This window comes from Thalassotalea ganghwensis (assembly GCF_053485795.1).
Genome location: NZ_JBQRUM010000005.1, coordinates 149,008 through 169,630 on the forward strand (window position 1 = coordinate 149,008; position 20,623 = coordinate 169,630).

The 20,623-nt window shown below is 40.0% G+C and carries 23 protein-coding genes; 15 read left to right on the top strand and 8 right to left on the bottom strand.

Annotated elements, in window-relative coordinates; genetic code table 11:
- The first annotated feature begins 49 nt into the window (after positions 1 to 49).
- The 3 genes from ACSLUH_RS07020 to ACSLUH_RS07030 all read left to right on the top strand — a co-directional run bounded on the left by ACSLUH_RS07020 (position 50) and on the right by ACSLUH_RS07030 (position 3,481).
- Positions 50 to 901 carry an HDOD domain-containing protein gene (locus ACSLUH_RS07020; protein WP_448565591.1) on the top strand — a complete coding sequence of 284 codons (852 nt, stop codon included), beginning with the start codon at positions 50 to 52 and terminating at the stop codon, positions 899 to 901.
- A 208-nt stretch (positions 902 to 1,109) separates the two neighbouring features.
- Positions 1,110 to 2,531, top strand: coding sequence for a sodium-dependent transporter (locus tag ACSLUH_RS07025; protein ID WP_448565592.1), 1,422 nt, complete (start codon positions 1,110 to 1,112; stop codon positions 2,529 to 2,531).
- Between the two features lie 53 nt (positions 2,532 to 2,584).
- Positions 2,585 to 3,481, top strand: coding sequence for a class I SAM-dependent methyltransferase (locus tag ACSLUH_RS07030; protein ID WP_448565593.1), 897 nt, complete (start codon positions 2,585 to 2,587; stop codon positions 3,479 to 3,481).
- Between the two features lie 71 nt (positions 3,482 to 3,552).
- On the opposite strand, the gene ACSLUH_RS07035 is transcribed toward ACSLUH_RS07030, so the two are convergent.
- Positions 3,553 to 4,173, bottom strand: coding sequence for a LysE family translocator (locus ACSLUH_RS07035; RefSeq protein WP_448565594.1), 621 nt, complete (start codon positions 4,171 to 4,173; stop codon positions 3,553 to 3,555).
- Between the two features lie 371 nt (positions 4,174 to 4,544).
- On the opposite strand from ACSLUH_RS07035, the gene ACSLUH_RS07040 reads away from it, so the two are divergent.
- Positions 4,545 to 4,772: a PGPGW domain-containing protein gene (locus ACSLUH_RS07040; RefSeq protein WP_448565595.1), complete on the top strand. Its 228-nt coding sequence runs from the start codon at positions 4,545 to 4,547 to the stop codon at positions 4,770 to 4,772.
- On the opposite strand, the gene ACSLUH_RS07045 is transcribed toward ACSLUH_RS07040, so the two are convergent.
- Both ACSLUH_RS07045 and ACSLUH_RS07050 read right to left on the bottom strand, forming a co-directional pair.
- On the bottom strand, positions 4,769 to 5,476 hold the full coding sequence (locus ACSLUH_RS07045; RefSeq protein WP_448565596.1) for a DUF3581 family protein: 708 nt from the start codon (positions 5,474 to 5,476) through the stop codon (positions 4,769 to 4,771). The two genes, ACSLUH_RS07040 and ACSLUH_RS07045, sit on opposite strands and share 4 nt — an antisense overlap.
- A 123-nt stretch (positions 5,477 to 5,599) precedes the next feature.
- Entirely contained in the window at positions 5,600 to 5,851 is a 252-nt protein-coding gene (locus ACSLUH_RS07050; protein ID WP_448565597.1) for a GIY-YIG nuclease family protein, read from the bottom strand.
- 91 nt (positions 5,852 to 5,942) lie between these two features.
- Here ACSLUH_RS07050 and ACSLUH_RS07055 point away from each other — a divergent pair, with 91 nt between their 5' ends.
- The 5 genes from ACSLUH_RS07055 to ACSLUH_RS07075 all read left to right on the top strand — a co-directional run bounded on the left by ACSLUH_RS07055 (position 5,943) and on the right by ACSLUH_RS07075 (position 10,808).
- Entirely contained in the window at positions 5,943 to 6,782 is an 840-nt protein-coding gene (locus ACSLUH_RS07055; RefSeq protein WP_448565598.1) for a DUF2797 domain-containing protein, read from the top strand.
- 157 nt (positions 6,783 to 6,939) lie between these two features.
- The gene (locus ACSLUH_RS07060; protein ID WP_448565599.1) at positions 6,940 to 7,785 is read left to right on the top strand and encodes an HDOD domain-containing protein; all 846 of its coding nucleotides are present in this window, start codon (positions 6,940 to 6,942) and stop codon (positions 7,783 to 7,785) included.
- Positions 7,786 to 8,096: 311 nt separating this feature from the next.
- Entirely contained in the window at positions 8,097 to 8,435 is a 339-nt protein-coding gene (glnK, locus tag ACSLUH_RS07065) for a P-II family nitrogen regulator (RefSeq protein WP_448565600.1), read from the top strand.
- Positions 8,436 to 8,444: 9 nt separating this feature from the next.
- Positions 8,445 to 9,710, top strand: coding sequence for an ammonium transporter AmtB (gene amtB, locus ACSLUH_RS07070; protein WP_448565601.1), 1,266 nt, complete (start codon positions 8,445 to 8,447; stop codon positions 9,708 to 9,710).
- A gap of 153 nt (positions 9,711 to 9,863) precedes the next feature.
- Positions 9,864 to 10,808, top strand: coding sequence for a Dyp-type peroxidase (locus tag ACSLUH_RS07075; RefSeq protein ID WP_448565602.1), 945 nt, complete (start codon positions 9,864 to 9,866; stop codon positions 10,806 to 10,808).
- Between the two features lie 6 nt (positions 10,809 to 10,814).
- On the opposite strand, the gene argR is transcribed toward ACSLUH_RS07075, so the two are convergent.
- Positions 10,815 to 11,288, bottom strand: a complete 474-nt coding sequence (argR, locus tag ACSLUH_RS07080) for a transcriptional regulator ArgR (RefSeq protein ID WP_448565603.1) — start codon at positions 11,286 to 11,288, stop codon at positions 10,815 to 10,817.
- A 197-nt stretch (positions 11,289 to 11,485) separates the two neighbouring features.
- On the opposite strand from argR, the gene mdh reads away from it, so the two are divergent.
- Positions 11,486 to 12,421 carry a malate dehydrogenase gene (gene mdh, locus ACSLUH_RS07085; protein WP_448565604.1) on the top strand — a complete coding sequence of 312 codons (936 nt, stop codon included), beginning with the start codon at positions 11,486 to 11,488 and terminating at the stop codon, positions 12,419 to 12,421.
- Positions 12,422 to 12,517: 96 nt separating this feature from the next.
- Here mdh and ispB read toward each other — a convergent pair whose 3' ends face one another.
- Complete coding sequence (gene ispB, locus ACSLUH_RS07090; protein WP_448565605.1) at positions 12,518 to 13,489, bottom strand: octaprenyl diphosphate synthase; 972 nt, start codon at positions 13,487 to 13,489, stop codon at positions 12,518 to 12,520.
- Between the two features lie 210 nt (positions 13,490 to 13,699).
- Here ispB and rplU point away from each other — a divergent pair, with 210 nt between their 5' ends.
- The 5 genes from rplU to ACSLUH_RS07115 all read left to right on the top strand — a co-directional run bounded on the left by rplU (position 13,700) and on the right by ACSLUH_RS07115 (position 17,188).
- Positions 13,700 to 14,011, top strand: a complete 312-nt coding sequence (gene rplU, locus ACSLUH_RS07095; RefSeq protein ID WP_448565606.1) for a 50S ribosomal protein L21 — start codon at positions 13,700 to 13,702, stop codon at positions 14,009 to 14,011.
- Positions 14,012 to 14,027: 16 nt separating this feature from the next.
- Complete coding sequence (gene rpmA, locus ACSLUH_RS07100) at positions 14,028 to 14,285, top strand: 50S ribosomal protein L27 (RefSeq protein WP_448565607.1); 258 nt, start codon at positions 14,028 to 14,030, stop codon at positions 14,283 to 14,285.
- A gap of 169 nt (positions 14,286 to 14,454) precedes the next feature.
- Complete coding sequence (cgtA, locus tag ACSLUH_RS07105) at positions 14,455 to 15,615, top strand: Obg family GTPase CgtA (RefSeq protein WP_448565608.1); 1,161 nt, start codon at positions 14,455 to 14,457, stop codon at positions 15,613 to 15,615.
- Between the two features lie 184 nt (positions 15,616 to 15,799).
- The gene (gene folA, locus ACSLUH_RS07110) at positions 15,800 to 16,294 is read left to right on the top strand and encodes a type 3 dihydrofolate reductase (RefSeq protein ID WP_448565609.1); all 495 of its coding nucleotides are present in this window, start codon (positions 15,800 to 15,802) and stop codon (positions 16,292 to 16,294) included.
- A 3-nt stretch (positions 16,295 to 16,297) separates the two neighbouring features.
- Entirely contained in the window at positions 16,298 to 17,188 is an 891-nt protein-coding gene (locus ACSLUH_RS07115) for a radical SAM protein (protein WP_448565610.1), read from the top strand.
- A gap of 56 nt (positions 17,189 to 17,244) precedes the next feature.
- Here the strand turns inward: ACSLUH_RS07115 and ACSLUH_RS07120 are convergent, their stop codons facing one another.
- From ACSLUH_RS07120 to apaG, 3 genes are all read right to left on the bottom strand, one after another.
- Complete coding sequence (locus ACSLUH_RS07120) at positions 17,245 to 19,263, bottom strand: methyl-accepting chemotaxis protein (RefSeq protein WP_448565611.1); 2,019 nt, start codon at positions 19,261 to 19,263, stop codon at positions 17,245 to 17,247.
- A 155-nt stretch (positions 19,264 to 19,418) separates the two neighbouring features.
- A complete protein-coding gene (locus tag ACSLUH_RS07125) occupies positions 19,419 to 20,228 on the bottom strand; it encodes a symmetrical bis(5'-nucleosyl)-tetraphosphatase (RefSeq protein WP_448565612.1) in 810 nt (269 codons plus the stop codon).
- Positions 20,228 to 20,623, bottom strand: coding sequence for a Co2+/Mg2+ efflux facilitator ApaG/CorD (apaG, locus tag ACSLUH_RS07130; protein WP_448565613.1), 396 nt, complete (start codon positions 20,621 to 20,623; stop codon positions 20,228 to 20,230). The genes ACSLUH_RS07125 and apaG overlap by 1 nt, the downstream gene beginning before the upstream one ends.

The following is a 20,623-nucleotide window of genomic DNA, read 5'->3' on the forward strand; positions in this document are numbered from 1 at the left end:
TCGATTAAAAATGTGTAAGGTATCGTTAACATTCACATTGAGCACTGTTATGAACGCATATGATTATGCTTTACGAGCCAACGGTTCGTTTGCTTTACCCGATGCCTGCTTTAAAATTAAATCGTTAATGGAAGACGAAAACTCGACGATTGAAGACTTTGCTAATGTCATCAGTGTTGATCCGTCAATGACTTCTCGATTATTACAAATCGCAAACAGTGCTATATATAGTTTTCCGGGTGAAATAAGCACGATTTCAAGGGCAATTACCATTATCGGTACGCAAGCAATATATAATATGATGTTGGTTGACGTTGCTGCCAGTGCATTTAAGCACTTCGCAAATCAAGCTATTGATCTTAAACGTTTTTGGCGACAAAGTGTCTTTTGTGGTTTAGCCACTAAAAACTTATCCATCAAAGCAGGGATCCGCGACATTGAACGATTATTTGTTGCAGGGTTATTGCAAAATTTTGGCGAACTTATCGTCGCAAAAATTTCGCCAGAGATCGCTAAACAATGTGAGCAGTATGACGCCGATAATTTACCTTGGACAATCCAGAAAAAGACACTTGGCTTTACTTATACCGATGTCACCGCAGAATTGCTAAAAATATGGCAAATACCGGAAAAGATAATTTTACCGATCCGTCACTATAATCAAGCGAAAGATATTCAAATTAATAAAGATGTCAAAGTGTTATATTTAGCAAGTCGACTTGCGTTAGTGGATAGTGATCCCGATTGTTTTAATTATGATGAGACTATCGACGCTGGGATGTGTAAAAGTTTAGCAATATCGATGGATGATCTTGAAGCAGCAAGCACATTTGCTTCAGATGAAGCTCAGAGTATTTTATCGATAATGGGCGTTAATCAATACAGCCAACAGCGCACTTAGCGTCGTTTTTCAACTATTTACCCTCAGTGCAAATAAATTTCTACAATTTGTTGTACTTTACGTAAAGGTAAGACAAGACATTCGCCTTAATCCTTGGTAGCATCAGGCAACAATTAATAAACGCTATAGCGTTGCAGCATAGGTTGCAATGTATCGATAGCGTGTTAATAACAATATGCCCTATAAAAAATTATAATCAAGGACATTTATGACAGCAGCAAGAGAACATTTTAGCTCCCGAATTGGATTTATATTAGCCGCAGCAGGTTCTGCTGTCGGTATAGGAAACCTTGTTGGTTTTCCAGTAAATGCCGCTAAAAACGGTGGCGGTGCGTTTTTACTAATGTACGCTCTTTTCGTACTTTTCATCTGTTTACCGATCATGATAGCCGAAATGGCTGTTGGTAGAAAAACCCAAAAAGAACCCGTTGGTGCATACAAAACACTTTCGAATGACAGCAAACTATGGGGAGCTGCTGGGTTTTTAGGGGTGTTTACTCCATTTATGATAGCGGTTTTTTATATGGTGTTGACAGTGTGGATATTTGGCTATATCGCGATGATCGTTACTGGTAATTTAGATTACTTGGCAACGGGTGAAGCATTTGGCGCTTTTATCAATAGTCCCTACATTTTTGGCGCGATGGTAGTCGTTGCAGCGATCATCAATTTTATTTTGGTCGCGGGTGTCAAGGATGGTATCGAAAAAGCCGCTAAAACATTAATGCCTGCGCTATTTGTTATGTTGATATTGATGGTTATATTTGTGCTAACCTTAGACAATGCCATGGCCGGAATCGAATTCTTCCTTATTCCTGACGTCGATAAGATAACGCCTTCAGTAATTAATGGTGCGTTGTCACAAGCTTTCTTTTCATTGTCTTTGGGGATGGGGATTTTGGTGACTTATGGTTCATACATCACCCAAAAAACAGATATTGTTGGTTCAGCTAAGTTAGTTGCTTTAACCGATACTGCAGTGGCGTTTACCGCCGGTTTAATGATTTTACCCGCAGTATTTTCGTTCAATCCTGACGTAAACCCTGCTGAATTAAGTGATAGTTCTGTATCGTTAATTTTTACCTTTTTACCTAAAATATTTTTAGCGCTACAGTCATCAATTGGCTATTTTGCTGCGAGTGCTGTCGCTGCGTTCTTCTTTATCTTAGTATTTTTTGCCGCTATTACTTCGTTGGTGTCAATTATCGAAGTTCCGGTTTCATATTTAGTCACAGAAAAGTGTCAGTCTAGAAAGAAAGCCTTATTAACCTTGTTAATGACAGCGGGTATTTTAACGATATTTGCAACGGTGTCTTTTGGGATGGTGGAGTTCTTCACTAAATTTGTGAATTACGCTGGTGCGCAAAAGTCTTTCTTTGATGTGGTTACAGACATTTTTTATGACACTATTTTGCCACTCAATGGTTTCTTGATTTGTGTGTTTGTTAGCTACCGCTGGAAGAAACACAAATTGAGTGAAGAGCTTGCCCAGGGCAATGATAGTTATGCTAATTCTTGGGTCGAAAAATATATTAATTTTTCTTTGAGTACCTTTATCCCAGTGATAGTGTTGTTTATTTTCATCAATACGGTAATGACTAAGTTCTTTGCTATCAGTTTATTTAGTTAAGATTTAATAGATATATAAGGCCGGATAATTTGTTATTATGGGGCCTTATTTTTTTGCCAGAAATATTCATGCTGCAATACCTTGATACATCAAACCTTAAAGAAAGTGGGCGATTGTTCCATGGTCGAGGTCATGCCTACCCATCGCTGTCACATGTTAATGTTGATTGGTTTGAGCCAGTTGTGCTGATCACGCTATATCAAGCGGTAGAGGAGCCATGGTTGGCTGAGTTAGTGTCGAGCCTCAAAAGTCTTATTAGTGCTTGTCAGTCGATACAAGTACAACATCGTTACCAAAAGTTTGCACCGATCAAAGTGGTATGGGGAGCGCCTATCGATCATGCCGTGGCATTAGAGAAAGGGCAAAAGTACCATTTACAACTCGGGAAGTCGCAAAATTTGGGCTTATTCTTTGATATGGCTAATGGACGTTCTTGGGTAAAAGAACATGCAATGGGAAAAAACGTTTTAAACTTATTTGCCTATACATGTGCTTTTTCTGTAGCGGCTATTGCTGGTGGAGCGACACAAGTGGTTAATATTGACATGAGTAAATCAGCGTTAGCCAAAGGGAGAGAAAACCATCGCTTAAATAAACAAGATTTGAGTAAGGTTAAGTTTGAAGGTGTTGATATTTTCAAGTCCTATGCTCGATTAAAAAAATATGGTCCATACCAATTATTAATCTGTGACCCTCCGTCTTTTCAAAAAGGGAGTGTCGATATTAAAAGAGACTATAAGAAGATAATAAAAAGAATACCAGAACTACTCTCACCAGGTGCTGAGGCACTACTATGTTTGAACTCGCCTGATTTAGATGAAGCCTTTCTGATCGCTGAAGTATCAAGAGAGTGTCCAGAATGTCGATTTATCGGTAAAATAGACAATCCTGTGGTTTTTAAAGAGGCCCAACAAGGAAAAGGTCTTAAAGTTTTGCACTTTGTTTATTAACCAGAATACTAACTCTGCACTGTTATTATTATTTTTATAGCCTCTAATAGAGGCTATAAAATTTAATTCGATTAATTTATCACTACTCGCGCAGCGAGCAATATTAAAAAGCTTCCTGTGACTTTATCGATGATGTGACTATTTTGTTTTAATCTCGAAATAATAGGACCTCGAGATATCATATAAGCGACGATGACATACCAAAGAGCATCGATACAACCTACCGTCATTGTCATTATGATTTTTTGTTGCCAGTCAGCATTTTCATCGACAAATTGACTAAACAGTGCCAGAAAGAATATCGCAAGTTTAGGGTTTAGAAACGCAATAAGAAAGCCATCGCGCCAACCATTAATTGCCTTTACGTTAGTTTCTGTTTGAACCTGTTCATCAACGTGTATGTTTTGTTTTTTGCTTAGCAGTGCTTTGATGCCTAAATAAACCAAAAACGCCGCACCGCTGTACTGGATAATTTTGTAGAGCAACGGTGAACTGACAATAATTAATGCTATGCCTGTTGCGGTAATTGCAGCGTATAATGCAACCCCTAACCCATGACTGATTGCCGTTGCATAGCCGGTTGATGAACCACCTTGTAATGTATTACGAATGACTAACGCTAAGCTAGGCCCAGGAGATAGTGCGCCGAGTATGCAAATGGTCACCAGTGATAACCATAAATGAAGTTCCATATGTCCTCGAAATTCTGTTAATCGCCTGCAAATCTTGGCATAGCTCTTGACGTTTTACCATCATTACATTCGGGTTCGCTGAACTTTGTTTATTTTTTCTGCAACAGACCCTAGCAAAAAAAGGAATTCATGGTTGGTATAGCATGTGAACATCCCTGTTCATATAGGAGAATTTATGAGTCTGGCTATTTTTAAGTATAGTTAGTTTGGTGAAAACGATTAAAAAATTACTAGATTTTAGTGAAATTAGTTAACGTTATAGCGTTCCAATCAAAGGTGTTTTTCTTAAAAGTATGAATTTAAAGGTTTTTATATTGTTGGAGTCTAACTTGCTTGAGAATGATTAAGATAGGTTTAATGGCACAATAAAAATGGATAAACTAAAACGTTTGAGCAAAATAAGTGTTGGCTATTGTTGTTTAGCGATAGGCATACTGTTTATTTTGTTACCTGGGCCTGCAGTGATTTTTCTGCCGCTTGGTTTAGCTTTGCTTAGTACTGAATATTTTTGGGCTCAACGTTGGCTTAAAAAATGCCAACGTTGGATGAGAACCAGTGCTGAAAAACTTGATCGATTTTTTGTAAAAATGCGACGTTAAGCGCTAAAACTGGCCTTTTTATTGTTATAAAGTTCAACAATTTCGTCTATAACACTTTGCTCGTAAGGTCTAAGGCCGCTCAAAATCATGTGTTTTTTACCATGGCCAATCGTCTCTCCTTGCGATATCAGGTTAAAACTGAGGTCGGCAATACCGCGCTTACCTTCTATGGATAGCGTGGTCTTTGCGAGCGATAATTCAATTGAATCAAAGTCGAGACTTTCTATTTCAATCGCCATGGATTCATACATTACCATAGGCCTTGAAGGGTTGATCATGACTTGTTGATCCTGCATAAGCTTTACTAAAATATGCGGGAAAGTTTGACCAGAAAATTCGACATACGCTTTAGTTAACGCCGCAATAGTGTTAGCGTTTGTTGTTTTCTTTCCGCTTGCTTGGACAGATAGATACTCTTTACCATTGTCGTCACTGATAAAGGCGCAATCGCGAATATCATCAGGAAAGTTCAGGGCAACTCCATCGGTTACCATACCTGAAAAATTAAAGGTCATTTGTTGAGAAAGCCCCGATTTTTCAAGAATTAATGCAAATAGCAAATCGCCGGGTACGCAAAATCTCTTGGCATCAACGTCATGCAACGGGTTAAAGTCATTGGCGACTTTTTTAGCGAAATCACTTGCTTGTTGGCGAGTAAAACTAATTTTTTGATTATCTATTTGGCAGTAAGTTTCAAGAAACATGGTACGGCTTTATCATTTATCTGTAAAAAAACCGACGCATTCTACCAGCAGTTTATTTAAAAATCGAAGAAAACCTTGATTATCGATACTCAGCAGACCACTGGCAATAAGACCTTTGCTAAATTACGTTGCAATTAATGCCAATTTCTCCGCTCGAGAAAGCTGTTTTATTTGATGCTCTAGCTTGCAGGCTTCACTACGTGAACACAATATAGCGTGATAAACCAGTTTAACCGGTCGCCTGGTCCGCGTATATTTTGCGCCTAGCTTACCATTGTTATGTTCGGTTAACCGCCTTTGAATATCGGTGGTTACGCCGGTATAAAGGGAGTCATCGGCACATTGCACTATGTATGTAAACCAAGTATTTGCCAATAGATTTTCCTGTTTGCAGTAAAATGACTAGAGTACTTTGACATTTTTACGTAGTATGTCGCCAATAAAAATAGGTAATATTATAAATAAAATGACAGAGATTACGACAGAGTTTGGTCTTTTAAAAAAGATGCGAGGATCGTTAAATAATGATGGTTTAGTCGCCTATTCCCTTCCCATTGGTGAGCAATCATTACCGATCAGTGAGTATCTCCAACGTTCCATTAAACTAGAATTTAGTGGGACAATTCTATGCAGCAATTGTCATCAAGAAACGAAAAAAAGTTATTCGCAAGGTTTTTGCTTTCCTTGTAGTCAGAAGCTTGCTCAGTGTGACATGTGTATCATGAAGCCCGAAACCTGCCACTACTTTCAAGGCAGCTGCCGTGAACCACAATGGGGAGAGCATCATTGTATGATCCCTCACTATGTTTATTTAGCTAATACATCGGGATTGAAGGTCGGGATTACTCGTCATACACAAATTCCAACAAGGTGGATTGATCAAGGGGCGACACAAGCTTTACCTATTTTCAAAGTTAGCACGAGGATGCAATCGGGACTCATTGAAACGGCTTTAGGTCAACACATCGCAGACAAAACGAATTGGCGAGAAATGTTGAAAGGCGACAACAGTCCGATCAATTTACATGAATTAGCCAATCGACTTATTCCTGATATAGACGAGACGCTAAACGAACTTACCTCACGTTTTAGCCTTGGGGCAATTGAACGAATGAATGCGGATGTTATAGCGCTCAACTATCCTGTAGAAAGCTTTCCTACAAAAATACATTCATTAAGCTTTGATAAAACGACAATTATTGAAGGTAAGCTGCTAGGTATTAAGGGCCAATATTTGATATTAGATTGTGGCGTCATAAATATTAGAAAGTTTGGCGCTTACCAAGTGAAACTTTCAGTGAGTTAAAAGCTCAATTTTACAAGTTTGAGACTATACTAGAATAATGAATGACTAAAACTGACGCTTTAAGGTGAAATCTCGCTGTTTGACCTTTTAGAAAAGCGCTTGATATCATTATTATTCAGTATAGATTTTTGAAATTATTAAATTTTAGGATATTTACATGGATGCTGAAGATTACGCAGAAAAAGCAAGTGAGATATTTGTTATCTCAGACTCTTTTGTGAGAATAAGAGAGTTAATTGACGATGAAGCCTCGACAATAGACGATATTGCCGACGTTATCTTATTAGATCCTGCTCTGGCTGGGACAATATTAAAACTTGCTAATAGCTCCTTTTTTAACTATCCCGGAAAGATAGACACGATATCTAAAGCGGTGCTCGTTTTAGGAATAACTGAAGTGTATAACCTAGTTATTGCCTACTTTACAACAGAAGCGTTTAAATCGATAAAAGCAGATCCAGACTTTTTAGAGACGTTCTGGGAAAGTAGCGTAGATGCGGCATTAATCGTCAAGTATTTAGGCGCTAAATTAGGTATGCAAAATGCGGAACGATTATTTATTTTCGGGTTGTTACATAATATTGGTGAGTTGGTGATGCATCAATTTGAACCCGAAAAAGTAGAGCAAGCTCGTATTAATAACAAGACTGAGCTACCTTGGCTAAAGCAGCAACAAGTATTTCAATTTACCTATGCCGATGTAAGTGCGGAACTGCTTAAGTTATGGCAAATTCCTTTTAGCATTGTTGAGCCTATACGTTATCAGGATCTAGATGATTTCGAATATAGCACAGAAGAGACTAAGCTACTCTACGTGGCAAAACGTATTACCTTATTAAATTACCAGTGCGGCGAACATCCACAAGAATTAATCTTGAATCCTGAAGTGTTAACGCAAACTCGAGTAACCAAAGAATTAGTCACTGAGGCGAATAGCTTTTGTGATATGGAGCGATTAGGTATTCTCGCTGTGTTAAAACCAAGCGCTGCTATGATTTATTAACATCTGAGAGTTCAGACAAAAAACCCTAATCAACCTTACTGAATGTAGGTTAAAGTGCACCACGAGCCATCAGAGCAGCTGTTAAATAGGTTCGTGGTGTTTTCTCGATGATTTTCAATTACTGATCATTATTTCATTATTTCATTGTGTTTATGCACCATATCGCTCCATACAGAGTTTTACTGCTCCAAATTGGTGCGAAGCTTAAGTTTTTTTTGATACTTCAAACTCTATCCTTTTGTTATTTAACGCTTTAACTGTTTGGCATGTCACTTGAATAGTTAACTCCAAACAATAACTAGGGGTAAATAATGAAACTTGTCAACGCAATTATTAAACCGTTCAAGTTGGATGACGTCAGAGAAGCGATCTCTGAAATAGGCGTCGAAGGCTTAACGGTAAGTGAAGTTAAAGGCTTTGGTCGTCAAAAAGGGCATACCGAACTGTATCGTGGAGCAGAATATCAGGTCGACTTTTTGCCTAAAGTTAAGTTAGAGATTGCAGTCAATGATGACGTCGTTGAGCGCTTGGTCGAGACAATAACCAAAGCGGCGCATACAGGAAAGATCGGAGACGGTAAAATATTTGTTTTCGATCTAGAGCAAGCAGTACGTATTCGTACCGGCGAAACTGACATTGAAGCATTGTAGGAGGCACTTATGGAACAAAATATTTTTCACCTACAGTATGCAATTGATACGTTTTATTTTCTAGTTTGTGGTGCATTAGTCATGTGGATGGCAGCAGGCTTTTCTATGCTTGAAGCCGGATTAGTGCGAGCAAAAAACACCACTGAAATTTTGACCAAGAACGTCGCACTTTATGCGATTTCTTGCATTATGTACTTAGCTTGCGGTTATCAAATTATGTACGGTGGTGGCTACTTCTTATCAGGTATTGAAAGCGTCGATACAGCGGCCGTGCTTGGCGAATTTGCTGGTCGAGAGGATGGCTTTACTGGCGGTGCTATTTACTCAAAAGCGTCAGATTTCTTTTTCCAAGTCGTCTTTGTTGCAACGGCGATGTCTATCGTATCAGGCGCTGTTGCTGAACGTATGAAGTTATGGGCATTTTTATCATTTACTGTGGTATTAACGGCGTTTATTTACCCTATGGAAGGTAGCTGGACTTGGGGGGGGAATGCGGTATTTGGACTGTATACCTTAGGTGACCTTGGCTTTTCTGATTTTGCAGGTTCAGGCATTGTACATATGGCAGGTGCTGCTGCAGCGTTAGCAGGCGTACTGCTATTAGGGCCTCGTCAAGGAAAATATGGTAAAGATGGACGCATTCATGCGATCCCTGGAGCGAATTTACCGCTAGCGACTTTAGGTACTTTCATTTTATGGATGGGATGGTTTGGCTTCAATGGGGGCTCAGTACTTAAGCTTGCTGATATCGGCAATTCACATTCTGTCGCGATGGTTTTTCTAAACACCAATGCAGCGGCCGCTGGTGGTGCGATTGCAGCCTTAGTCTTAGCAAAGGTAATGTTCAAAAAAGCTGATTTGACTATGGTGCTCAATGGCGCATTAGCAGGGCTGGTTGCTATTACTGCAGAACCTTCAACGCCGACGGCATTGCAAGCGACATTGTTTGGTGCCCTAGGTGGTATCATTGTCGTTGGTTCCATTGTCGCGCTTGATAAAATGAAGATAGATGATCCTGTTGGTGCAATCTCGGTGCACGGTGTGGTTGGATTCTTCGGCTTGATGTTAGTTCCTTTGACTAACACTTCGTCGAGTTTTTCTGGCCAGTTAATGGGGGCAGCGACTATCTTTGCTTGGGTATTTGTGACCAGTTTAATTGTTTGGTTCATTTTGAAAGTCACGATGGGAATTCGAGTTAGTGCAGAAGAAGAGTATGAAGGGGTTGATAAATCAGATTGTGGTTTAGAGGCTTATCCAGAATTCTCTCGCTCTTGATCAATTTAGCGATTAGTATAAAAACCTTCTAACATAAAAACCTTCTAGCAAGTAGAAGGTTTTTTTATGTAAAATTAAACCGTTACTGTCAAAAGTATTTTTTCGTGTAGAATGAGATAATTTTATTGAAGTTGTGGCTGCCAGGAGCAATTAATGGCAAGAGAACAGTTTGGTATTTGCGCAGAGCCGAGTTTACATGGGTATTATTTGTTATTTAATGTTGTTGATGATGATACCGATTATATTCGTGAAGCACTGTCACGTTTGCCAGCACTTTTTGATAAGTATGCCGATAGGTTTTCAGAGAGTAATTTAACTGGTGTCGTAGCAATCGGTGCTAACTATTGGGATGAGTTGTTCCCTGATGCCCGTCCAAAGCAATTGGCGCCTTTTAGTGAGATTTTAGCTGATGATCGTATTGCACCAGCGACACATTATGATTTATACATCGAGGTAAGAAGTGATCGCGCAGATGTTAATCATATTGTTGCCACTAAGGTGTGTAACTTATTGGCTGACAGTGTCGAACTCGTCGAGCAGGTTCGTGCTTTTAGATTTCTTGATGGTCGAGATCTTACCGGTTTTGTTGATGGTACTGAAAATCCAAGAGGGCGGCATCGTCGCGAAGTTGCTTTAGTGGGAGAACAAGAAGACCCTAAATTTGCTGGTGGAAGTTATTTGCATATTCAGCGTTATCGGCATAACTTGAATTTGTGGAATACGCTAGAAGTTAAAGAGCAAGAAGATATTATTGCTCGCACAAAAATTGATAATGAAGAATATACCTCAGAAAACAAACCCGCAACGGCCCACATCAAGCGGGTCAATTTAAAAGATGAACAAGGAAAAAGCATCGAGATACTGCGCCAAAGCATGCCCTATGGCGACATGAAACTGCAAGGTTTAATGTTTGTTGCATATTGTCATTCACCAGAGCCCTTTACCATGATGTTGCGTAGCATGATTGTTGGGGATGCCCATGGTCATAGTGACCACTTATTAAATTATACTCAAGCAGAAACGGGAGCGGCATTTTTTGCGCCCAGCCTAAATGTACTGGCAACCTTAGTCTCAAAGAATACAACAGACATTGATTGAGTAGGTTTAGCTGAGGTTTTTGGAAAATAAAACCTCTAACTTTTCGATAGTTTGTTTAATTTGGTTTACATTCGTTGGTGCGATAAAGATAGTATCGTCGCCAGCGATGGTACCCAAAACGCCATCACTTTTACTTAAACTGTCTAGTAATCTTGCAATTAGTTGAGCGGCGCCAGGACTGGTTCTGATGATGATCATCACGTCATTGTGTTCAATATCCAGTACCAATTGCTTTAACGGACTTTTAGCGGTTGGCACGCCAAGTTCAGCCGGTAAACAGTAAACCATTTCTTGTCGGGCGTTACGTGTTCTTACTGCGCCAAACTTACTGAGCATACGAGAAACTTTTGATTGACTGATATTGTCAAATCCTTGTGACTTTAAGGCATCAACAATTTCGCCTTGTGAACCAAATTGTTCTTGCTTCAATAGATCTTTAAAGGCTTGCACCAAAGCTTCTTGTTTTTGTTGTCCGCTCATAAGTTTTTATATTCCTCATTAAACCATTCAAGAAAATTTTATCTCGCTGCTATACTACCATAGTATTATTTAATGTTTTCGATTATACGGTATCCTAGTTTGCCATAACAGTTGTATAATCATTGTTTTTTGGAGGCCAATGCATTATCTTCTGGCCACCTAAATTTTACGTAATTACTCAAATTCGGAGACAACCCATGAAAGTAGCTGTTTTAGGCGCAGCTGGCGGTATCGGCCAAGCGTTATCTTTACTATTAAAAACCCAATTGCCAGCAGGTTCAGAATTGTCATTGTATGACGTTGCCCCAGTAGTACCGGGTGTTGCTGTAGATTTATCACATATCCCTACAGACGTAAAAGTTGCAGGTTTTGGTAAAGATGACTTAGCTCAAGCATTAACAGGTGCTGATATTGTTATTATCCCAGCAGGTATGCCACGTAAGCCTGGTATGGATCGCGCCGATCTATTTGCCGTTAATGCTGGTATTGTTAAAACACTTGCTGAAGGTATTGTTGAAAATTGCCCTAAAGCATTAGTAGGTATCATTACCAACCCAGTTAATGGCACTGTACCTATTGTTGCTGAAGTATTTAAAAAAGCGGGTACTTATGAAGCGAATCGAGTTTTTGGTGTTACAACACTTGACGTTATCCGTAGTGAAGCATTCGTTGCCGAATTAAAAGGCTTAGATGTTGCTAAAACGCGTGTACCAGTAATCGGTGGTCACTCAGGTACAACAATTTTACCACTGCTTTCTCAAGTCGAAGGAGTTGAGTTCACTGATGAAGAAGTTGCGGCATTAACGCCACGTATTCAAAATGCAGGCACAGAAGTTGTTAACGCTAAGGCAGGTGGTGGCTCTGCAACTTTATCTATGGGCGCAGCAGCGGCACGTTTTTGTATGTCTTTAGTTAAAGGTTTACAAGGTGAGTCAGTTGTTGATTATGCTTACGTTGAAGTAGAAGGTGGTGATGCACCATTTTTCGCTCATCCAGTTCGTTTAGGCAAGAATGGTGTCGAAGAGATTTTACCTTACGGTCCGTTAAGCGCGTTTGAAGAGCAAGCGAAAAACGATATGCTTGAAACGTTAAATAAAGATATTCAAGAAGGTATTGATTTTATCAATGGATAGAATTAACCCTTAACATTAAAAAAGGCCGCGTTAGCGGCCTTTTTTGATACAATATCCCGTCCTAAAGTACGAAATGTTTACAAGCGTTATTGGTGATTAAGCCGTTCGGTTAGCGGCAATATGAGCTAAGTTAATTAGCGCTTCTTTGTAGGGAGAGTCAGCCAATGGTGCTAAAGCTTTTATCGCTTTATCGGCTTCTCGTTCAGCGATTTTTTGCGTATAGGTCAATGAACCTGTTTCTTTCATTGCTGACAAGATAGCCTCTAGGTTTTCCATACCGTTACCTGTTTCTATGGCTTCTGTAATCATTGCCGCTTGTTGTTCAGTTCCATGTTGCATGGCATAAATTAGCGGTAAAGTAGGCTTTCCTTCGGCAAGATCATCGCCAACATTTTTCCCCATTTCTTTGGCATCAGCAGTGTAGTCCATAATATCATCAACCAATTGAAATGCTGTACCGAGATATTTCCCGTAATCGATCATTGCTTGTTCTATGCTTGGCTCTTGATCACTAATAACTGCCGCTAATTGCGTAGCAGCTTCGAAAAGTTTCGCGGTCTTACAATAAATGACTTGCATGTAACTTTCTTCGGTTGTGCTTGCATCATTGCAGTTCATTAACTGTAAAACTTCACCTTCGGCAACAACATTGGTAACATCGGATAATATGTCCATGATTCGCATGTTGTTGAGTTTCGTCATCATTTGAAAAGCACGGGTGTATAGAAAGTCACCAACTAATACGCTGGCGCTATTACCAAACAATGCGTTAGCCGTTTCTCTGCCTCTGCGCATATCTGATTCGTCTACCACATCATCATGTAGCAGCGTAGCGGTATGGATAAACTCAACAATAGCTGCAATATCAATATGCTGTTGTTTATCATAGCCAAGAGCACGAGCGGCTAAAACGCTCAACATAGGGCGCATTCGTTTGCCGCCTGCATTGACAATATAAATGCCTAGCTGATTAATCAAGGCGACATCTGAGGTTAACTGTGCGTATATCAAATCGTTAACCTGGGTCATATCTTGTTGAGCCAGTGCTTGAATATCTTTGATGTTCATAAGCCTATGAATGTTTTACTGCGAATTTATCGGAAAAATTTGCGACAAAGTTTACACGATTTTGTTCAATAAAGAAGGTTAGATGACGTTCTTTAAAATATTAAATAAAAATTCATATTTCTACTTGCGATCAATTACCCCATCGAGTAGAATTCGCGCCCTATATTTTTAAATTTATGCGTTTAGTTTAGAGCGCAGTACGGAGTAGCTATGTACGCGGTATTCCAAAGCGGTGGTAAACAGCACCGTGTAACTGAAGGCCAAACAGTTCGTTTAGAGAAAATTGAACTTGAAATTGGTGCGTCAGTAGAATTCGATAACGTTTTAATGATCGCTGATGGCGATAACATCAATGTAGGCGCGCCTTACATTAAAGGTGGTAAAGTTGTGGCTGAAGTTGTAGAACAAGGTCGTGGCGATAAAGTTAAAATCGTTAAATTCAAACGTCGTAAGCATTCACGCAAGCAAGCGGGCCATCGCCAATGGTTCACTGAAGTGAAGATTACTGGTATTAACGGCTAATTAGGAGCGATTTACAATGGCACATAAGAAGGCAGCAGGTAGTACCAAAAACGGTCGTGATTCAGAAAGCAAACGCTTAGGTGTTAAGCGTTTTGGTGGTGAGTCTGTTTTAGCGGGTAACATCATCGTTCGTCAACGTGGTACTAAGTTCCACGCAGGTGACAACATGGGTATCGGTAAAGACCACACATTATTTGCATTAACTGACGGTAAAGTTCAGTTTGATGTTAAAGGTCCTAAAAACCGCAAATTTGTAAGTATTGTTGCTGAGTAATAATACTTAATACCTTTGAAAAACCCTGCATCAAAGCAGGGTTTTTTTTTCGCTAACGGTTTAACTTATAGCGTAATTTTTGAGTGATTTGTTAACCATGGTTAGGGTTAATAGTAAAAATCGCTTATAATTGCAGCAATGAAAAAGGTTTGGAGTGTTTTAAAGCACCATGAAATTTGTTGATGAAGTAGAAATTAGGGTTGAGGCAGGTGACGGCGGCAATGGCTGTGTTAGCTTTCGCCGTGAAAAATACATCGAGTTTGGTGGACCAAACGGTGGTGACGGTGGCGATGGTGGCGATGTCTATCTTGTCGCAGATGAGAACTTAAATACCTTAATTGATTATCAGTTTGAGCGGTTTCATCGTGCCAAACGTGGCGAAAATGGTAAAAGCCGTGATATGACCGGTAAAAGTGCCGATGATTTGTTATTAAAGGTACCTGTAGGTACCAGAGCTGTCGATATTGATACCGATGAGCAGCTTGGCGATTTAACCAAACATGGCCAAAAATTGATGGTGGCTAAAGGGGGCTGGCATGGCTTGGGTAATACCCGCTTTAAAAGTTCCACTAATCGAGCACCACGCCAAAAAACAGATGGTACCCCAGGCGAGATCCGTAACTTGAAATTAGAGTTGTTGTTACTTGCCGATGTTGGTTTGTTGGGATTACCTAATGCAGGTAAATCTACGTTGATTAGAAGTGTTTCAGCGGCGAAGCCTAAGGTAGCAGATTACCCCTTTACCACGTTAGTTCCTAATTTAGGTGTTGTTCGATTAAGCGCAGAGCGAAGTTTTGTTATTGCTGATATCCCAGGACTTATTGAAGGGGCAGCTGATGGTGCTGGTTTAGGTACGCAGTTTCTTAAACATCTAGAGCGTTGTCGGGTGTTATTGCATGTCATTGATGTTATGCCTGTTGATGGCTCAGACCCATTAGAAAATGCTAAAACCATTATTAATGAACTTGAATCTCATTCAGCAAAGCTTGCTCAGAAACCTCGTTGGTTAGTGTTCAATAAGCTCGACTTAATGCTAGAAGAAGAGGCTCAAGAAGTTACAGAGCGTATTCTCAAAGGATTAAACTGGCAAGATCGCGTTTTTGAAATATCGGCATTTAATAAACAAGGTACCGAAGAGCTTTGCCAAGAGTTGATGACCTTCATAGAGCAATTACCAGCAGAAGCGTTAGAAGCAGCACCTGAAGAGAAAGCGGTTGAGTTCAAATGGGATAACTACCATCAAGATGCCATGGATGATTTTGATGATGACCTTGACGATGACGATTGGGATGAAGACGATTACGATGTCGAAGTTGAATATCGTCGTTAACTGATTATTGTAAAAAACGCTCATTGGTTAATGAGCGTTTTTTATTTGATATATTAATAAATAGGAGAGTTCACAATAACCTGTAATATGAAGCATTAAGCTTTAATAGCTATCTAGCTAACTCTCTTTTTACCAATCCTTAGCCGTGGTAACATAAGGTTTTAAGCAATCAATAAATCTAATCATGACTATCTTATCTATGATTGTTGCTCACGCTGATAATCGCATTATTGGCAAAGACAATGACATGCCTTGGCATTTACCGGCAGACCTAGCTTATTTTAAAAAGACAACGTTAGGTAAACCCGTGATTATGGGGCGCAAAACCTATGAATCTATTGGTAGAGCGCTACCCGGAAGACTGAATATCGTCATTTCTCGCGATATGAATTACCAAGCTCCTGGCGTTACCGTCGTTTCTTCGGTAGAAAATGCATTAGCGCAAGCGGGGAATGTCGATGAGGTGATGGTCATCGGTGGCGGCGCTATCTATCAACACTGTTTACCATTTGCTGACAGGCTTTATATCACACACATTGATGCTTCAATTGACGGTGATACGCAATTTCCTGATTATGATACTAAAACCGTTTGGCAAAAAGTGAGTAGCGAATATTACACAGCAGATGAAAAAAATGCATATAACCTAGAGTTCTGTGTTTACGAGAAGCAACAATAAATTATGTATCCACTCTCATATATCGAACCTGTTTTTAGACCACCTAGTGAATGGAAAAGCTTAATATTACAAGTCACTAATGGTTGTTCGTGGAACCAATGTACTTTTTGTGAAATGTACACCAGTGAAGATAAAAAATTTCGTCCCAAAAAACTTGAAGCGATAGAGGAAGAGTTAACAAAGATCACTGATTCTGGTCTACCCGTGTTTCGTATCTTTCTCGCTGATGGCGATGCGATGATGCTTCCTTTTGAGCGGTTAAAAAGTCTATTGTTGTTGATTAAGCGGTATTTTCCAGATGTGAGTCGAGTATCGAGTTATTGCTTGCCTCGAAATCTTAAAAATAAAACAGTAGAGCAGTTGGCTGAATTAAATGCGCTAGGATTAACCTTACTGTATGTTGGCTGTGAAAGTGGTGATGACCACGTATTAACCTTAGTGAATAAGGGAGAAAGTTACCAGAGCTCACTCGAAGCACTGATCAAAATTAAGCAAGCGGGTATGAAAAGCTCGGTAATGATCCTCAATGGATTGGGTGGCCCAAAATATGCTAAACAGCATGCGCTACATTCCGCCAAGTTAATGAATGAAGCCCAGCCAGATTACTTATCAACGCTCGTTGTGTCTTTCCCTTTCGGTCAAGAGCGATTTGCCAAAGCTTTCGACGGCGAGTTTCGCCTACTAACTCAAGCTGAACTTTTTCAAGAAATGAAGTGGTTAGTTAGTGCGCTTGAGTTAAATAAAACCATATTTCGCTCTGATCACGCGTCTAATTATTTGGTGCTAAAAGGGATACTTGACAAAGACAAGACAGCTATTTTAAACCAAGTTGAGCGAGCATTAATCCAACCACACGACGTTATCTTGCGACAAGAATGGCAACGCGGATTATAAAAATCATATACAAAAAAAGCCGTCTTGTGACGGCTTTTCAAATACCTTCGATAACCTTACAGTTTAAACTCTCGAACGGAAGATTGTAATTCTTCAGCTAAGCGAGCCACTTCACTGCTCGACTCTGCCGTTTGTTGTGACCCTGCTGTTGTTTGTTCAGCGATTGCCACAATCGACTCCAAGTTTTCACTAATTTCGTGAGCAACCACGCTTTGCTCTTCGGCAGCCGTGGCAATTTGAGAACTGCGATCGAATGCTTCATGGACTGCATGCGTAATTGTTTCAAGTGCAGCGTTCGCTTCATCACTTTGGGTTACACACTCAGCCGCTTGCTTTTTACCGGTTTCCATTACCGCTACTGCTTTTTGCGCGCCGGTTTGTAAGGCTTCAATCATATGTTGAATTTCTTGGGTCGACTCTTGCGTGCGACTCGCCAACGTACGAACTTCATCAGCTACAACGGCAAAGCCTCGCCCTTGTTCACCGGCTCGGGCCGCTTCTATTGCAGCATTTAGTGCAAGTAAATTAGTTTGCTCGGCAATGCCACGGATTACATCTAAAATCCCTCCTATGGAAGCACTGTCTTGCTCTAATTTATTGATGACCGCTGAAGCATCCTCTACTTCTTTTGCTAACAGCTCGATAGTTGACTTATTACGATCGGAAATGACTTTAACACGTTCTGCTTCATCATCCGCTTGCTTAATTTCCCCTAACGCATCATTTGCGCCTGAAAGTACGCTTTGAGCGGTACTACTCATCTCTGTTGTTGCAGAGGCAGCTTGCTCTACCTGTGTTCGTTGCTCTGCAATAGCGGTGGTGCTTTGTGCGGTTACAGCTGAAGTTTGCTCAGCTGCGGTTGCTAGTTGACTTGCGCGACTGACAATGCCGTTGATAAGGGCTCTTAAGCTATCAATTAAGGTATTGCAGTTACGAGAAAGTTCAGCAAACTCATCTTTACCACTGTCGTCGAGTTTACGCGATAGATCACCGGAAGCAACAACGTTTAGCATGTCATTGACGCGTTCTAGTGGGCGAGTAATACTGATTAAGGTAATCCAGGCAATACCTGTTGCCAAACCAATTGAAATAATTAAGATCAAAATAGTTTGGGTAGTACCGCTAGAAACTTTATCACTAATTAATGCAGTTGCTTCGTTGGTGGTTTTATTGGCTAACTCTACTTGCTTAGCAAGTAATGCATTGGCTTTTTTGATATTTGTTTCTGCAGCATTTAGGCTAGCTGTTGCATTAGCTATCGCAGCTAACTGGGCTTTTTTATGGCTATAGATCCCATCAGTGCCAGTGATAATGGTATTAATGCTTACCATAATATCACTGAACTCTTCGGCAATACCTTCTACGCCATTAATGTTGAGTTCGTTGATGATTTCTTTGGCGGTATTTTGTAGGCTTTCATTAACCCGATTGATTTCACCTTCAATAAGATCTTCGGTAGTAGGATCGACGTTATCACGATATTCAAAAGCAGAAGATACTATGCTATTAAAGGATGCTTCTATGCTTTCCCCTAGAGTAACGGCTCGCTGTAGCTTTGTTTTGGCCAAATCATGGTAGGCCAAATCTAGCATAATCGTTGCCGCTTCATCGGCCTTTTCTTCAAGTGCGTCTATGCTATCGATAAGCATATTGCGCCGATTAATGCTTTCACTACGATTATCAAAGACCTTTTGGATATCAGCGATCAGGATTTGGTAGAGTTCTTCAATTTCCTTGAGGTTCTTAGTTAAAGCTGGTTCATCCTTAACAATGACCCTCAACGCTTGTTCATTTTTACTGAAGCTGCTGCTAATTTTTTGATAATTTTCGCGGTTGATATTCAATTGGTCAATTTTGGTTTGATAATACGCTCGCAACGTAACGCTACCTATTTCAACTAAATCTGTTGCCAGTAAATTACTGGTTTTTAATGTTGGGATCGCCAATTCACTTTGTATGAGTGTCGCTTCATCAATTGCCGAAAGATTACGATATGACATTGCACTGGTGAGGACGATCAAAGCTGAAATAATGGCAAAACCACCAATTATTTTCATTCGTACCGTTAGGTTCATGAACTTCGCCTTTATCTTGATTAGGGGTGTTTAACGAGACAGAGTCTCAAGTTTTTATTTAGTTATGTGTTTAACTTTATAGTATTAATTGAAAATTTTCATCTATTTAGCGAAATAAAATATCGTAAATCAGCAAGCTTAATGTGAGTTTAATGCTATTGAAGGCTTTTTTGTTGGATACGTGTCATTTTTTCCCAATGCAATAGTGTTAAAGCACCACCCCAAACACAGCCTGTATCAAGTGCATGGATATTATTGCGAGGACACTTACCCATCAATGCGGCCCAGTGACCAAATAGCCATGAACGAGTCGGAGGTAGATCAACTAATTCATACCATGGAGCAAGTTTTTTAGGGGCGCCTTCGGGGGCGGTTTTACAGCTAAAATCTAAAGAACCGTCTAAAAAACAGTATCGCATCCGAGTAAAGGCATTGATGGTATAGCGAAAAGCTTGTTTTTCTGTATGGACGTTATGCCAAGAGTGAGGCGCTTCTCCATACATAACTTTTAGCCAGTCATCTCGTTTTGTTGATTGAATAATTGCCTGAGCAAATTTCGCTTGTTGTTTGGCTGTTCTTATCGACCATTGTGGCGAAAGTCCAGCGTGAGACATATAAACTTTTTCTCCGTCAAGTTTTCGCATTAATGGCGTTGTACTTAACCAATCTATAATTGTTCCAAGCTTCGGGCTGTTTAATAATGGAGCAAGCTTATCCACTTTCTTTGCTGTTTTATGTCCTGCTGCTACAGCTAATAGGTGTAAGTCGTGATTGCCAAGCACTGCTTTAACGCTATCGCCTAGCGATAACAACAATTCCATTGTTTCGAGAGAATTCGGACCACGGGCAACCATATCGCCTGCTACCCAGAGCTGATCTTTTGCTCGATTAAAGCTGATGCGATTGAGCAGAAGATCAAGTTCGTTAAAGCAGCCCTGTATATCGCCAATAAAGTACGTACTCATTAATGAATGCTATAAGGTTGGGAAAGTTGAAATAAAGGGATACTAACGTTTAGCTTCTCTTGATTTGACGTATGCATTACATAATGACCTTGCATTGTGCCTACCGGCGTCGTTAAATGACAGCCACTGGAATATTGGTAACTTGCGTTTGGTAAAATAGTAGGTTGTTCGCCAACAACACCTTCGCCGGATACTTCTGACTGTTCGCCTTCGCCATTGGTTATAAGCCAGTATCTTGAGGCTAAAGTAACAGAATATGAGCTATTATTGGTGATCGTAATGGTATAGCTGAACACATAGAGGGGTGTCCCTTTGTCGTCTATTTTTGTTACGTATTGACTGGTGACACTTACCTTTATTTGTTGACTAATTTCAAGTAATTGCTCTTTTTGCAT